11 protein-coding genes are annotated in these 16,546 nt (G+C 45.7%); 3 read left to right on the forward strand and 8 right to left on the reverse strand.

The features are described from left to right. Positions 1–207 precede the first annotated feature (207 nt). The 8 genes from A37S_RS23710 to A37S_RS0105525 all read right to left on the reverse strand — a co-directional run bounded on the left by A37S_RS23710 (position 208) and on the right by A37S_RS0105525 (position 14,015). Positions 208–1,080 carry a ChbG/HpnK family deacetylase gene (locus A37S_RS23710; RefSeq protein ID WP_084163770.1) on the reverse strand — a complete coding sequence of 291 codons (873 nt, stop codon included), beginning with the start codon at positions 1,078–1,080 and terminating at the stop codon, positions 208–210. 25 nt (positions 1,081–1,105) lie between these two features. Next, positions 1,106–3,850, reverse strand: a complete 2,745-nt coding sequence (locus tag A37S_RS0105495) for a family 78 glycoside hydrolase catalytic domain (protein ID WP_028296113.1) — start codon at positions 3,848–3,850, stop codon at positions 1,106–1,108. A 4-nt stretch (positions 3,851–3,854) separates the two neighbouring features. Next, complete coding sequence (locus A37S_RS0105500; protein WP_028296114.1) at positions 3,855–5,528, reverse strand: FAD-dependent oxidoreductase; 1,674 nt, start codon at positions 5,526–5,528, stop codon at positions 3,855–3,857. Between the two features lie 126 nt (positions 5,529–5,654). Continuing rightward, positions 5,655–6,815 carry a glycoside hydrolase family 5 protein gene (locus A37S_RS0105505; protein WP_028296115.1) on the reverse strand — a complete coding sequence of 387 codons (1,161 nt, stop codon included), beginning with the start codon at positions 6,813–6,815 and terminating at the stop codon, positions 5,655–5,657. Between the two features lie 125 nt (positions 6,816–6,940). After that, positions 6,941–8,482 (reverse strand): RagB/SusD family nutrient uptake outer membrane protein, encoded by a 1,542-nt coding sequence (locus A37S_RS0105510; protein WP_169719443.1) that lies wholly within the window; start codon positions 8,480–8,482, stop codon positions 6,941–6,943. A gap of 22 nt (positions 8,483–8,504) precedes the next feature. After that, positions 8,505–11,927, reverse strand: a complete 3,423-nt coding sequence (locus tag A37S_RS0105515; protein ID WP_028296117.1) for a TonB-dependent receptor — start codon at positions 11,925–11,927, stop codon at positions 8,505–8,507. A gap of 207 nt (positions 11,928–12,134) precedes the next feature. Further along, positions 12,135–13,337 carry a FecR domain-containing protein gene (locus A37S_RS0105520; RefSeq protein ID WP_051292754.1) on the reverse strand — a complete coding sequence of 401 codons (1,203 nt, stop codon included), beginning with the start codon at positions 13,335–13,337 and terminating at the stop codon, positions 12,135–12,137. 90 nt (positions 13,338–13,427) lie between these two features. Beyond that, on the reverse strand, positions 13,428–14,015 hold the full coding sequence (locus tag A37S_RS0105525) for an RNA polymerase sigma factor (protein WP_028296119.1): 588 nt from the start codon (positions 14,013–14,015) through the stop codon (positions 13,428–13,430). 215 nt (positions 14,016–14,230) lie between these two features. Between A37S_RS0105525 and A37S_RS0105530 the strand changes: the two genes are divergently transcribed. From A37S_RS0105530 to A37S_RS0105540, 3 genes are all read left to right on the forward strand, one after another. Beyond that, complete coding sequence (locus A37S_RS0105530) at positions 14,231–14,827, forward strand: NADH-quinone oxidoreductase subunit A (protein WP_028296120.1); 597 nt, start codon at positions 14,231–14,233, stop codon at positions 14,825–14,827. Positions 14,828–14,831: 4 nt separating this feature from the next. Beyond that, entirely contained in the window at positions 14,832–15,332 is a 501-nt protein-coding gene (locus A37S_RS0105535; RefSeq protein ID WP_028296121.1) for an NADH-quinone oxidoreductase subunit B, read from the forward strand. A gap of 67 nt (positions 15,333–15,399) precedes the next feature. Continuing rightward, a complete protein-coding gene (locus A37S_RS0105540; protein ID WP_028296122.1) occupies positions 15,400–16,542 on the forward strand; it encodes a 5-(carboxyamino)imidazole ribonucleotide synthase in 1,143 nt (380 codons plus the stop codon). Positions 16,543–16,546 lie beyond the last annotated feature (4 nt).

Genomic DNA, 16,546 nt, shown 5'->3' on the forward strand with positions numbered 1-16,546 from the left:
TTACAATTGGTTTTACTTTGAAATGTGGAAGATATCATTCATCACAACATATCGATTTAATTAATTTTTGAATAGTGTCTAACAGCAGATGTCGAAAATTTCCAACACCGCCTCTCGCAAATTAAGTCGAAGTGACTAATTTAGCAAAAACAAATAATACCATGTCAATAATGGATAAATTCATAAAAGATGTGGACTCCTCAAAGCCTATTTCTCAGCTTTCTTAAGAAGGTCTTTGTAGTCAATTAGCTCAATTCCCTTTGCATTTATCATTTTTTTCACTTTCTCGCTCCTTAACAAATCTGTCACGCCGTGACGGTCTTCCGCCATGTTTTCATATCCGATATGCCCAACTGATTCAAGTTCTTCATTATTTAATGCGGGATGGTCAACGAACAGGTATTCCTTGCCATGCTCTAGTCCATCCAACATCTTGATGAAACTTGATTCTTTTTCTTGAAAAGTATTCTTCGGACCATCATAGCTAATGCGTTGTATATTATAGTCATCACCTTCTATTACTATTAGATTATACTCTTTCGCCAGTTTTTTGACCATCATCAGCACTTTTTCGTCAAAACTCATCGAGCCCATATGTCCAGAGAGGTGACTTGTCCATGGAACATTCTTTAGCATTAGCTCTATTTGCGCCCTGAATTCGGCTTCTATTTCCGAGAGCTGCCAATCATTCTCCATAACGGACTGATTCGGATAAGCGGCATTGGGCCAAATCATTGGGTAGAAAAAGCCATTACTATCCGTCAAGCTGGGACAATGTGTCAACGGCCGCCATTTTATATTTTCCCATTCACTGGTAATGGCCAAATGTACCCCCACGTCCACGCCCGAATGTTCCCGAAGCAATTCTACTGCTTCGGGCAACCATGCGGCAACAGGTATTACTTCTACAGAAGTAGTAATTCCGTTTACATAGGTATCTATTGATGCCCTATTTATCGAATGAAACGCCGCCAAATCATCTGAACGGACTATCAACCTTGGCGCTTGTCCACGCAAGGGAGTAAATACGAAGAGAAAAAGAAGTGTCAAGGCCAATTTTTCAATGTTTTTATCGATCATCTTTTCAAAATCTAAAATTTTCGTGCTACTGGGAATCATCCGTTTCAAAAAGGTATTTCCCCGAGGCAACACTGTATACGGCAAAACCATCTTCCCATTGGACAAAGGAGGCTCCCGGGGTTGCTCTCACGACACCATCTTTTTTACTTTTAACATAAACCGTGGCCGTTGTATTTCCAGGAATCTCGACCGCTATGGTATAGGTATTGCCCACTATCGCCCAGTCGGACACGATCAGTCCATAGGGAGAGTTGTACGTTCCCTTGGCCCAAGTAAGGTCACCTCCAGGTTGCGGCTTAATCTGCACTTCCTTGAAACCGGGCTTTGCAGGATTGATGCCCAGCAAGGAACGGAAAAACCATTCTTCTGTAGAACCAAACATCGGGTGGTTTTGCGATGGGCTACTTTCGGGATATTGCCACGATTCCCAAAGAGAGGTGGCTCCTTCGGCGAGCATATATCCCCAGCTTGGAAAGTCGCGTTGATTGGCTAAGCGGTAGGCAATATGATTCATATTTTTTTTGCGCAAGACATCGAATCCCATCTTCGCGGCAAAAATCCCTGTAGATAAGTGCCAATTATGGCGTTCATACTCCTTCAACAGCACATCGAATGTCAAATCCGCTTCGGGCGAAAAGTCATAATATAACGCAAATAGCTGTGCCGCCTGCGTGGCATTGTCAAAGCGTCCGGTGCCCGGCATCAGATATTTGCGAGTAATTAGCCTTTTGATATTCGCAGCCAACGTTTCGTGGCGTGCAGCATCTTCATCCTTACCCAATATAGCTGCAAATTCGGCAATTAGTTTTGCATGGTGATAATAGAAGGCACTTGCGGAAAAAGCTTCAGCCCGAGGGTCAAGCGCATTGTGGTCGCCAATATCCCAATGAAACAGCCCGTTGATGGCTTTTGATTGTATAAAGTCCATTTGCTTCACGAACATGGGATAACAATGTGCAATGATTCGTTTGTCTCCATAAAACTCATATACTTTTTTCTGAAGATAAGGAAATGCCAATTGCCAGCCTAAGGGTCCGGAATCGTCGCCCAATCCCTTGTCTGCAATACCGGTAAAAGGTGCAATCTCCGTGATACCTCCTTCAGGCCTTTGGTCGTTGATGAAATCGCGCACGGTTTTCCAATAAAAGCTGGCCATATCGAAGTTGTAGATGTACGATTCGGCTACGGCAAACATATCACCCCCATACCCCATTTTTTCACGGGCAGGGCAGTCGGACTGCACGCTGAACACGTTACTTAGAAAAGTTCGCAAAGTGACGTCATGTAGCTGATTGAACATGTCATTGGAACAGGCAAATGTGCCGTTAGTCTTCAAATTGGCAGCAAGGCGGATACCCTCCACATTTTCTGTGGTCAACTTGCCTGGCCAGCCGAACACTTCCACATATCGGAATCCATGAAACGTGAAATGAGGCGTATATTCTTCAGTAGCTCCTCCTTTAAGTACATAAGCATCCTCCTGATAAGCATCTGGAGGAGCACCCGGCCCGCCTTTGATCCCCCAGGCACTTTTGATCTGACCTGCCACGCTCGTCATCCAGTTGAGCGTACTATCAGCATATATATCCTCCCCATATCGGAGCGTAACTTGGGTACCACGGCTGCCCTTTAGCTTAATTCGAGCAACTCCGGCAAAATTCACGCCCATATCGACGATATAGCTTCCCTGCTCGGTCTGCCAGACACTCACTGGCTTCACGACTTCCCTGATTCGCACGGGGGGCTGCAGTTGCGGAACAAGCAGGCCATCGGGACCTTGTTCTATTACCGCAGGTTTCCATAGCGACGGATCAGTCCCTGCCCTATTCCAGTTTTTCACTTCAAGTTGAGCATCGTAACGTTCTCCAAGGTAAATATTGTTTCGGATGACCGGTCCTTTTGCCGTGCTCCATGATTCGTCCGTCACGATTGTTTCCGTGGTGCCGTCCTTATATGTCAATAAAAGCTGCGCTTTCACTATAGGGCGCCCTGTCTGCTGGTGATCACGCAGGTTGAAACGCCCAAACAAGCGAAGTGGCAAAGGGTTGTACCAGCCATTGCCCAGCATCACGCCCGCTACGTTTTTGCCCTTCTTTATCATCCCGGTTACGTCATGCGTTACATATAGCACTTCCTTACGGTGCGCTGTCCATCCAGGATCGAGGATGTTTTCGCTCACTTTTTTGCCATTAAACGATGCCTCGTAGTAACCGAGTCCGCAGATATACAAGCGGGCGGAGGCAATGTCCCTTTTCACGTCAAACTCCTTTCGGAAGAGCGGCATGGGATCATCTTGATAGAACTCTTCATCCTTTTCAAACTGTTGTTGTCCGTCACCTATCCAATGGGCTTTCCAGTCTTTCTGAGAAAGCATCGCTGTCTCAAACCAAGCGGGATCGCTCCACTCAGATGCTATCCCTTCGACGTTGAATACACGTACTTTCCAATAGTAGCGTTGGAAAGGTTTAATGGGCTTGCCATTCCATTCCACCAGCACGGATTGGTCGGAATGCACTTTCCCACTGCACCAGGTGGTAGTTTCTGCTGCCTGCAAACCATCCACCGTCTCGCTTACCAACAACTCATATGCCGACTGCTTTACGTCGTTTCTCCCAGCTGCTATCGCCCAGCTAAATCTTGGCGATGAAGTTGCTAATCCCAAGGGGTTTTCAGCAAATTCGCACGTGAGTGACGTAGGAAAGAAATCCGCCGCTTTCACATGTAGGGCCCAGACTAGAGATAGGACTGAAAACAATATTACTTTTTTCATCTATTTATTTTTCTATCACCAAAACAGGACTTTCCAAAACCTGACCGTCCTCTTTCAATACGCTTTTTAGCTGATCATAATCCACGTCCTGAACTGCCCAATCATGATCTATGGCCAGAATGGCTGCGGATGCTGCCGACTGGCCCAGGATCATGAATACTGGCTCCATGCGTATCGAACCAAAAGCGATGTGCGAACTGGACATGCATACAGACACCAATAAATTTTCACATTCCTCCTTTTTAGGTATTATTGACTGATATGGTATTTTATATGGCCCAGGCAGGTGGACACCAATATCGCCTTCATTTTGCACAAATCCGTCCAGCTTGACGTAGCGCTGCACATTATGAGAATCCAGCGTGTAGGACCCCATACCTACGGGATCGGCCACCTCGGCTCGATTAAAAATTTCATGTTCGGTAGTCACACGGTCGCCGACCATGCGCCTTGCCTCCCGAATGTATAGCTGGCGGGGCCAGTTTCCGTTGTCCGTAAACTCATCTTTGGCCAATCCCCATTGGGACATCTTTTCCCGAACCTCTTCCGGTACTTTCGGATCATTGGACAGGAAGTACATCAGTCCTTTCTGGTAATCCTCATGTTCCCTGATAATTTCCTTCCTTCGCTCGTAGCTGGCCTCTGGATAGTCATAGCTCATGCCTATGAAATCGGTACTGAATGGCCCGTGGTTGTTCGTATCCGTCTTGCGGTTGGGGATGATGTCGAACTTGCTGAAGGTTTGTCGCCATCCAGAAGCGAAGACCCTTGCCAGCAACTCATAGTTCTCGGGACTGTAGTTATCCGGTCTAGGGAATACCACTCGGTTTTCGGGATGATTGCTCAAACACATACGGAAGCAGTAGGCTTGTACACGGTGGTCGCCTTCACCATATTCACCGGGATACTCGGCCGAAACGCCGTAGAGTAGTCCACTGGTGGAGTCACCGGATATTTTGTAGGGGCTGATGTCTGCCCCAAACCAGTGAGAGTGGTGCAACACTCCCACCTGCACACCGTTCCATTGCTCGCCATATACGCTATTGGCTTCACGGCCTACATGATAGCTGACTCCCGATGCAGCCAACAGATCGCCTTCGTAGGTAGCATCAATAAACATTTTGCCTTTATAAGTATTGCCACTCAACGTGGTGATTGATGTGATCCGACCGTTTTCCTTTTTGACACCAGACTCCCTGTTGAGCCATTCGTCGCGCCGCACGTCGATGTCATATTCGACTACGTAATCTTCAAAGATCTTTTCGGCCACATGGGGCTCGAATATCCACATGGTGCGCGCATCGCCATCGATAGCAGGTGTTCCCTGTCCCTTGTTGCCGTATTGCTCCTTTTTTTCCCACTGCCAGGCGGCGCTGTCCTGATAATGGAGATAAACACGGTGGTAGAAATCGCGCGCGAGGCCACCGATGACAGACTTATCGCCCGTATCAGTGAACCCCAGCCCTCCCGAGGATAGGCCACCCAAATGGGTATCTGGAGAGACGACGACGACGGATTTACCGGATTTTTTCACCTGCACGGCCGCGGTGATGGCTGCCGAGGTTCCGCCATATATGACTACATCGGCCTCTACCGATTTTTTGCGATCGATGCTGGTGCAGGACTGACTAATCGTTAAGAAAAAAATTGCGAGTAGAAGAAAGATACTGCTTTTCATGAAAATCTAGAGTTATGTTATGGTTATATTTATAAATGGTTTTGTGCGTTGAGGTAATAATTGAATGTCAATTTGTATTTATTATATTAAAAATCAAAATTTTACAAAATATATTTCTTCAATAGACTAGTATTTTTGCAGTAACTTCAATAGCCTGCTATCTAGTTTGCACCCATACCAGTCCTCATAGGCGACATCTTTTCTTCCTGAATCAAGTAAACCGAAATCGCCACGAAAATTCCATAATCCCCATCCAATACCACTCGAACCCAACACATCTAATTGGTCTTCAAACCACGCTAGAAAGACCTTATGGGGAGTTTCTTTGAAACAACCGCATTCTCCGCAATGCACACCTATCCCTTGTTTTACTAAATCCATCCAGGGTCTGTAGAAGTCCTCAAGTACTTCCCTATCATATCTCTTACCATTGATCATAGCAGGCCATACGGGCATGGGTGCATCGTCAGGATTTTTCCATACCCAGCCAGCACGATAGTGGGACACATCATGTGGAAAATATCCCCTGCAACTCTGCGCGATGGGCAAATCCATCAATTCGGGGATCACCAAAGCCCCGCCATTATTGCCGTCTGCCACAACAAGCCTATCCGCATTTTGCTGATGGATGACCTGCAAGGAGCTTTTGGCCACCTTTCGGTAAATATCGCCGGGGATGGCTTGAGCAGGAGCAAACTGGTCATTCATATCTTCTTTGAAGCATGGCTCGTTGACCAGGTCGAAACTCAGAAGTCGTGGAGCAACGTGGCGGAAACGCTTGGCCCACATATCCCAATGGACATAGAACGCATCTTGTGCTTCTTGGTCTTTCCAAAGATTGAAGGGTTCGCGAAAGCCCGCATTGATACAAAATCCGGGAGCACGGTGTAGGTTGAGGCTCACATGTAGGTTGTACTTATTGGCCAGATACACCAATTCCTCAACAGCTTCAAGGGGCTCCTCCTTGAAATCAATGGTTTCCTCCGGCGTAATATCTTTGCCAAGGGATGGATTGTATTTTAGATAAGTGGGGTATGCCAATGGTATACGTACAAAATCGAACCCCCAATCTGCCATCCATTTAAAATCCTGCTCGGTAGCGACAAGCAGCTTGTAGTCCGCGACATAGGGGCGGTGTGAGAAAAAATTAAGAAAATTAAATCCCCGCCAGCGTGGTAGTTTATTTTGTATAGGTTTGGTTTTCCCCGAAAAAACATTGGGCATTCCTGCCAAGGCAAGGCCTGCAGAAGCTGCTATTAAAAATTCGCGACGATTGATACAGTCCATGGATAAATATTTTATATTATTTCTAGGCCAGTCATACCGTGGCCAAACAATCCCAGTTATCTCTAGCTTCCAAGCGAGGCAAAAAAGCCACCCAAAATGGCACTATCTTTTGGGTGGCTGATCCGTCAATAACCCGTATTCTGGCTCAGATTGGGGTTTTCGTCCACTTCGCCAGACGGCAACGGAAAATTGATATTATATTCCTGAAATTGAAGATCGATCAGCAACGAGGCGAAATCTAAGGCCTTCAAGTCAATTTCTCCGGCGATATGCCTGCGGCGCAGATCCCACCAACGATGTCCTTCCTCAAAGGCAAGTTCAAGTCGCCTCTCCTGAAAAACCCATTCCAATACGGTGCTGGAATTTGTTTCGGACATGTCACGATTTGCTGGCACTGCGGAGGGCACTCCGTTTTCGGTTGAGTTTCTCGCCCTTTCACGAACGTCATTGATCAAGCCAATGGCCTGAGACAAGCTACCCCCACTCCGCACAATGGCCTCCGCCTGTAGAAGTAGGACATCGGCATAACGCAGGATACGGGGATTGTTGATACTCACGCCATTTACTGGGCCCGAGGCTCCTGCTGCATAAGCATTGTGCGTGACATATTTTTTGACATTGATGAGTACACCATCACTCAAATTGATGTTGTAGCTTTTCCGAGGATCACCGTCTTCGTACGCATTTTTTATTGAAGAAGTAGCCGAGAAATAGGAATTGCCAATCCAGGATGGCAGTTGGTTAAACATGCCCGTGTAATGGCCAATTTCTCCAATCACGGCGAATGCGTCATTACCACCTGCTCCACCGACAAAGGGATTGACGTTTCCTGCGGAGCTATTGGCCTGGTATTCAAACAACGATTCGGCATTGTTCTCCTTAGAGGCATTAAAGTTGTCACTATACTGCGGCATCAGTGAAACACCCGATATGGCATTAAAATTGGCGATAGCTTCCGTGAAGTCGGTGCTTGTATTATTTATTGTACCCCTGAACACCAAGCATTTGCCCCGTAGTCCCAAAGCGGAATTTCTGACTGCCCTTCCCTTGTACTCTGAAGGCCAGCTATCGGGCAGCAGGGACGCCGCTTCCTGCAAATCGGCTATTGCCTGATCTAGCAACTGTGTCGCAGTCGAGTTGGGAGGATATGCATCTGCAAGATATAGGATTCGTTCCGTTACCAAGGGGGCCGTTCCGTATACATTCCATAATGCAAAATACATGTAAGCGCGCAAAAACAAAGCCTCTCCCCTGTTGTAGCCTTTCAAAGTAGGGTCTGACAGATAAATTTCATCGCCATTTTCATCTATTTTTTGCAATACGGTATTGGCACGCGCAATAAGTTGATAAGCAAATCGATAGTAATTGTTCAATTGCTCGTTAGAACCGTTAAGCGCGGTAAAATTCTCAAGCGCGTATCCCGCAGGGGAGGTGAGGTCATCGCTCGGAAGCAACGTGACTGGAAGAACATGGCTGTTTTGCCCACCCCTGAACGCATAAAAGAAGGACAGCTTTTGATAAATGCCAAAAACCGCTTGTTGCATGTGATCCTCATTCTGGAAAAATCCGGATTCTATGTCTCCAATTGGATCAAGGTTTATCGTTTCCTCACTGCAAGCGCCGAGAAACATAACCAGTACCAATATGATGGATATTATCTTGTTCATAAAATGATTATTTAGCATTAAATTAAAAACTAATATTTGCCCCGAATGAGAAAACCGTTGGTGTTGTGATATTTTCCGGATCGAGATCGTCATAAGGAGAAATCACAAACAGATTGGTTCCCGACAAGTAACAGCGCATGCTGCTCACGCCAACTTTCGACAAAAAGTCACCTTTGAAGCGGTACCCAAACTGGAAATTCTGGAAGCGGAAAAAACCCGCATTTTGGACATGCCGATCCGATATACGGTTATTTCCCGAAGGATCGCTTTGAACCGCCCTCGGGATAGTGTTGGATGGATTGCTAGGTGTCCACCTATTGGCATACGCTGAGAGGAAGTTCGTTCCACCACCACTGATACTTTGCAAGCCCAAGGTATTGATTTTCTGCACATCCCCCAATCCACGAAACATCAGGGACAGATCCCAGTTTTTATAATCCGTTCCTATACTTATACCATAGTAATAGCCTGGAATGGTTTTTCCCACATAGGTCATGTCATAGGGGTCTATCCGCCCATCTGGAGAATAGTTTTTCAACGCACCATCTGGATCTTGCGCCGTTGGAGCTCCATAGATATCCACAAAACGCACATCTCCCGGAGATTTCTGTGCGGAAAACCCAACGTCGTTGTGATTGGCCAGCCATGTGTCCACCTCTTGCTGAGTCTGGAAGATGCCGTCAGTTTTATAGGCATATAAGTAATTAATTGAATATCCGTCTTCTATGCGCACATTTCCGCTTGTCGAAGGAAGTCCGTTATACATGTTGCTTACCCGGTTTCGCACGGTAGTCAGGTTAGCTGAAATATTATATCCCACATTCCCAATCTTGTCCTGAAAACCGATATCAAACTCCATACCTCTATTGTCCACCTTGGCCAAGTTGATCACGGGAGTTGTCAACGCTCCGATAACCGCTGGAATGGAAATGGCCTGTAAAATGCCATCCGTTTTCCGATTGTAATATTCGGCGGTAAAGCTCAGCCGATTGCGGAGCGCCATCATGTCAAATCCGAAAGAATAGGTGGTAACCGTCTCCCAGCTCATGTCTGCGATTGGAAAATCGCCCAATGCTGCTGCGGAGTATAAGGTTCCGTCTCCCGAAACGTCAGTGCCAAACGCAGCTTTAGGGTTTAGATTGACCAATGAAAGGTATGCAAAATCGCGGGTTTCCTGATTACCGGTCTTACCCCATCCACCTCGTATTTTGAGATCATCCAGCCAGGAGATGTTCCGCATGAAGTTTTCGGACGATATGCGCCATGCACCTGCAAAAGAAGGAAAGGTACCCCATTTATAGCCGGGCCCAAACTTGGAAGTACCATCTCGACGCAGAGTGGCGTCCATATAATACTTACCATCGTAATTATAGCTCAACCTTCCCATGTAGCCCAACAGGCCGGAGGAATAGCGCTCATAGAAGCTGACCTTATCCGTCGAGGGCCACCCTTCGTTGATATAACGCTGGTCATAATTCGGTATCGGGGAATTGCGGACGATGTTGTTATCATTGATATTCCATTTGATTCGTTGGTCCATAATATTGAAAAGCCCTTCTACCGAGTGCTTGCCAAAGGAATTGTTATAAGCGACTAAAAATTCCTTCACAATATTGATATTTACGCTTTCCCGACGACCGAACGTATTTCCTATTCCACTTTGGACAATTCCTGACGAAATAGAATACAAACCCGTTTGAGGTTCTGTATAACTTTCTTGTGCATTGGTATAATAGTCGGCACTAAACGTTCCCCGAATACGCAAGCCTTCCAAAGGAGATATCTCTGCATAGGCACTACCTAGGTTGCGAAGCATGTCGCGTGTCGAAACATCGTGTGCGTCTACACCTAAGAAATTGTTGATGGTAGCCGCACCATAGCCGTACGGAAAAAACCTGCCATCGATCGTGCGCCCGGTTCTCGCAAGGCCGTTGGCCTGCGAGGCATCGTAAAGTGGCTGCCACGGCAACACGAAAGATGCGGCACCAAAGCTTGTGCCAGTATGGCTATCGACATCCGAATAAACCAGCCGGTAGGTTTGCCCTACTTTCAACCAATCGGTCAGCTTATGATCGGAGTTGACCGAAAAGGAATAACGTTCAAAAAGGTTTTTGTACATCGCATCCTGTTGACTGGCATATCCTCCGCCTACGGCATAGGTAGAGGCCTTTGTTCCGCCCGACACAGATATATTGTAATCCTGTATAGCGGCATTTTCCTGCAATACCGCATCCATCCAGTCCTTGGAATAATTGGGACTATTGCCCAGGTAATGTGGTGAGCTGGCGTCAAGAAATGGATAAAACTGATCCTTGACATAGGCTGGATTGGCATTGATGGCTTCTAGGCTCCAGTCTACGTACTGCTGTATAGAAGCGACGTCATATCTTTTATACAGGTTTTGAACACCGTAGTTCATGGACAAATCTACCCGTGGCTTCCCTTCGCTGCCACGCTTGGTGGTGATAAGCACCACACCATTGGATGCACGCACCCCGTAGATGGCTGTTGCCGAAGCATCTTTCAGTACTGAAATGGACTCGATATCGTTTGGATTGATCATATTGAAAACATTGATATTGCCTCGCAATGTCTGATCCCGTCCATCGGTCGAACTTGCCCCACCTTCCGTCAACGGAATACCATCCACCACATAAAGGGGATCATTGAAACCCAAGGTACTGACTCCTCGGATACGGATATCGGGGCGAGCAAAAGGGCTACTGCCGGGATTGCTGACAAAGACACCGGCCATACGACCCTGCATGGCAAATTGCGGAGACATGTTCACTTGCTTGGTGATTTCTTCGGAAGTAATCTGCGAGACAGCGCCCGTTAGATCCTTCTTTTCCCGTTGGCCGTAACCAATAACCACGATTTCATCCAATGCAGAGGTCTGGGCCCGAAGTACCACATCGATCGTACGCTGTTCTCCCACAGTTATCTCTCGCTCCAAAAAACCCACATATCTGAAAACAAGAACATTTCCTTTTTCTGCTTGTACCTGAAATCTGCCATCGACATCTGTCGAAGTCCCCTGTCTGGTTCCTTTTACCAAGACAGAAACGCCTCCTAAAGGATTGCCCAAAGAATCTCTCACGGCACCTACAATCGGTTCCTGCGACAAAGATTTTGGTACCAGTTTTACCAATCTTGGTTTTATTATCACCGTTTTGTCCTCATTGAACTTAAATTCGAAGGGATAGTCCTTAAAACACAGGTCCAATGCAGTGACCAGCGATACGTCCTTTGCTTCTACCGTAATTGGAGCGATATTTTCCAATAGTTTGCCGTCATAGATAAAATCGTAGCCACTTTGCTTGGACAGCTGGTATAAAACCTGCGTAGCAGAGGCATTTTTCACCTTAATACTTAGCTGTTGCCCATTGCTGGCCATTGCCAGCTGCACAAATGCGAAGGTTAGCAACATCGCGATCTTCATCATCACCAAAAATTTGAATGAATAGAAAATTGGTTTTCTGCAATATATTGCAGTAAAGTTTTTATACATTTGAATTTGGGTTTAATTAATTTAATTGGTTTTACTTGGTCAATTGCTTAGTTATCCCACAAAATTCACAAAGTGAATGGAAACCGGGGGCGCGCCAACGCTTCCGGTTTTTTTGTGGTGGGCAAGCTTGATAAAAATAAACTATTGTTCCATCACGATTACCTTCCTTTCTGTTATTTTAAAGTCTACCATGCCAGTCTCTTTAAAGTTGTTCAATAATTGGACGATGCTTTTGGAACGCTGGAAAACACCTCCAAAAACTTTATTTTCCATATTGCCTTCGTAATCCACATCTATATCATACCATCTCGCTACCTTTTTCATAATGCTCTTAATAGGCTCATTGTTAAACACGAAATAGCCGTTATGCCAAGCCAGTTCTTCTTCCAAATCAACGTCTCGGACTAGCAAACTTGAATTATTCTCTCTATTGATAGATGCCTGTCCAGGGCGGATGACCACTGATTGATTATGCTTGTTGCTGACCTTTAACTTTCCCTCAGCCAAAGTTGTCTTCACTACCGATTCATTGGTGTAGGCATTTATATTAAATGCGGTACCCAATACTTGGCTGGACTGCGTAGCGGTATGGACATAAAAAGACTGCTTTTCATTGGATTTCACCTCAAAGAAAGCTTCTCCATCTAGTTCCACCTCTCTTTTGTCACCAATAAACCTGGTCGGATATCTCAATGAAGATTCCGAGTTTAAATGCACCCGAGTTCCATCTGGCAAGACGAGTTTATATTGTCCTCCTTTGGGAATAGTGATGGTATTATAGACAACCGATGTTGGAGTATTTCCATTTTGTTGGTAAGACAATTGCCCATCGTTGGTTTTATTGATATTAACCCCCGCATCATTGGTTAAAAGTCCGCTTTCCACGTCGTCTAGCAATATAGTGCGTCCATCTCCGAGTGTCAGTACGGCCCGCTCTTGGCCAGGTTTAATATTAAATTTCTCTACTGCTTGTGATATCGTCAATTCGTCGTCGATCTGATGTTTACCATCGAACAGATAGATTCCGGCTAACATAAAAAGTACGATTGCAGCGGCCACTTTCACCCATGTTTGTACATAGAAAGGCTGCCTCTCGTTTTTTACAAGTGGCGATTCCTCTTTTTTCAAAATATTATGGATCATTATATCGGCCGCATCATCGGAGAAAGGCGGCTTTTCTGCAAGAAAGGTTGCATAATAGGTTCCAAGCAGTCTCTCCGCAACTTCCCGATTCAGCGGGTTTGCCATCAACTCGAATAGCTCTTCCCGCTCTTCAGTTGTAATGGTTTTTGCGATAGCTCTCTCGAACAATAAGCTAAGTCTTGCATGTTCCTCGGCAGTCATTATCCTTTGTTTGTAATTGGTTTGCTATAAAGACACCGAAACGAAGAAAAGTGTATATTGAGATATAAAAAAAATTTAGATTTATTTCAACTACAAGAAAAATGATATCAAAACAATCGCCACAAGCACTTCCATACGAACAAATTCACTGACGGACTTCATGGCAAGGTGTTGGTATTTTTTAACGGATTCTATAGATAAGTTCATCCTTTCCGAAATTTCGATATTTTTCAATCCTTGCTGTCGCAAAATAAAGACCTTTTGCTGTTGAGGCGGCAATGACTGAACAGCATTTTCAATCAATTGATGATAATCTTTTGTTTCGCTGGAAATAAACACCGATGGGGCTTCTATGGCATCTATTTCATTCACATAGGCTTTTCGCATTTTCCGTTCTGCTACTAGCTCCCTGATATGGTTCAGGGTATGGTTGCGAGTGATGATGAACAGATAAGCATTAAACCTTTTGACATGTGTGAGCGACTCGCGATTCACCCAAATCTTGGCAAACACTTCTTGCACAATTTCCTGGGTAGTCTCGGTAGAATTGGTCAGCAATTGTACAAATTCCCCAACTTGATTAAAGTAAGCTCGGAACAGCGCTGCAAAGGCCCGCTCATCGCCAGTCGCAATCCGTGACAACAATTCCGCTTGATTAGGTAAACTGTTGAATGCCATAATTTAAGTATTAGTTAAATTCAAAATCAACAAATGGCCAAATAAGCACAATAGCGTCTCACATTTTTTTACTTCACCTTTGCCGTTGAGAATTCAGATAATTGGTTACAAAAGCAAACTTACATTATATTTTTCAAACACGCAACCGGTAATTGCTTCCGATTTTATTTTGCCTTGTATACAGGAATAGCAAAAATTCCTTACCTTTGTCTATTATGGATGGAGACCCCCAACTTACCGAATTTGGCAAGCTATTTATCTACATTATCGTAGGTACTTTGCTGGTGGTCTTCACCTTACTAATAGGTCGATTCATATCTCCTCACAAAAAGAACGCCCTTAAAACCAGCACCTATGAGTGCGGGGAAGAGACTCAGGGCACTTCATGGGTACAGTTCAACAATCGTTTTTATGTTATTGCGCTTATCTTCTTGTTATTTGACGTAGAAGTGGTGTTCATATTTCCATGGGCTACCGTCTTTGGCCAAGAGTCGCTCATTGCCGTAGATGCTAGATGGGGATACTTCACCTTGATAGAGATGTTTACTTTTGTGGGTATACTAGTACTCGGTTTGGTCTACGTATGGAAAAAAGGCGACTTGGAATGGGTCGGCACGCGATCTATCGTACGACCGGTCCCCTCTCCCATTCCTTCTTCTGCCTATGATAATATCAATGCGGAGGTGTATCGGGTGCGCGACTATAAGGGAGAGCAACAAATAGCCATTCAAGAAACGAAAAAGGAGGATGGGCAGGAAGCGCGCAAACCCGCTTTCAGACCAAGATTCGTAAAACAAAGCAAGAACGAATAACCCAATGAGTATCAGCAAAAGGCAAGAAGATTCGGGTATTGTCGTCGCTAAGTTGGACGATTTGCTCAACTGGGCTAGGCTATCATCGCTATGGCCAGTGAGCTTTGGCATTGCCTGCTGTGCCATCGAGATGATGGGGGCCATGGCTGCCACTTACGACTTCGACCGCTTCGGGGTGTTTCCTCGGGCCACCCCGAGGCAGGCAGACGTGATGATCATTGCTGGAACGGTCACGTTCAAAATGGCCGAACGGATTAAACTGCTGTACGAACAAATGCCCGAGCCCAAGTATGTGGTTTCTATGGGTTCATGCGCCAACTGTGGCGGCCCCTACTGGCAGCATGGCTACCATGTGGTAAAAGGCGTAGACCAGGTTATACCGGTAGACATCTATGTACAAGGATGTCCACCTAGGCCTGAGGCACTTATCGGTGCTTTTTTGGAACTGCAGAAAAAAATAGACAAAGAAAGCTTGATAGAAGAGCGTTTTGCAAAACAAGTATAGAACAAATAAACAAAGCAGATCTGCATGGTAGCAGTCCCTTTTTAAGGCAAACGGCCATGCGCAAACTATGGAAAAGGAATTTTACGGAAATCTAAAGCTGGGAATTTTAGGTGGCGGACAACTTGGGCGTATGCTCATACAGGAATCCATCAACCTCAATGTAAGTGTGCACGTATTGGATCCAGACAAATATGCTCCTTGCAGGAGATTGTGCGACAAATTTGAGGTGGGCAGTCTGTCTGATTACGACACGGTGTACCGCTTTGGCAAGCAAGTGGACATGCTGACCATTGAAATCGAGAAGGTAAACGTAGACGCCTTGGAACAGCTCGAAGAGGAAGGGGTTGTTGTTTACCCTCAGGCCCGCATCATTCGTCTCATTCAGGACAAGGGACTGCAAAAGCAATTTTTCAAGCAAAACGATATTCCTACTGCACCCTTTCAACTGATATCCTCACGTGAGGGGCTTAGTCAGGCTGTTTTACCACTTCCCTATATCCAAAAACTCCGCAAAGACGGCTACGATGGCAAGGGTGTCATGAAAATAGTGGACGAAAGCTATTTTGACAAAGCCTTTGACGAGCCGTCGCTCATCGAGGAATGGGTATCTTTTGAGAAAGAGATCGCCGTCATCGTAGCTCGTAACGATAAGGGCGAGGTGAAAACGTTTCCCATGGTGGAAATGGAGTTTAACGAACAGGCCAATTTGGTAGAGTTTCTCATCTCTCCATCGACCTACAGCTTCGAGGTACAACAGCGCGCGGAGCAGTTGGCTCTCAAGATTGCCGATGACCTGCAGATCGTGGGCATACTCGCTGTCGAAATGTTCTTGACCTCAGATGGTCGCATTTTGGTCAATGAGCTAGCTCCTAGGCCACACAACAGTGGTCACCATACCATCGAGGGCAATTTCGTGTCGCAGTTTGCACAGCACCTTAGGGCTATTTTCAATTTGCCTTTGGGCGATACTTCCTCCAAATCCAATGCCGTCATGATCAACCTCCTTGGCAAAGAAGGCCATGAGGGCCCAGCCATTTATGAAGGTATTGAGGAAATCATGGAAATTCCCGGTGTATATATTCATCTTTATGGCAAGAAATTTACCAAACCCTTTCGGAAAATGGGGCATGTGACCATCGTGAACGACGATCGAGAAAAAGCCATTGAAATAGCCAGAAAAGTACAGTCAACGATAGAAGTTATATCATAAAACA

Origin of the sequence: Olivibacter sitiensis DSM 17696 (assembly GCF_000427965.1) — a bacterium.
GTDB lineage: Bacteria > Bacteroidota > Bacteroidia > Sphingobacteriales > Sphingobacteriaceae > Olivibacter > Olivibacter sitiensis.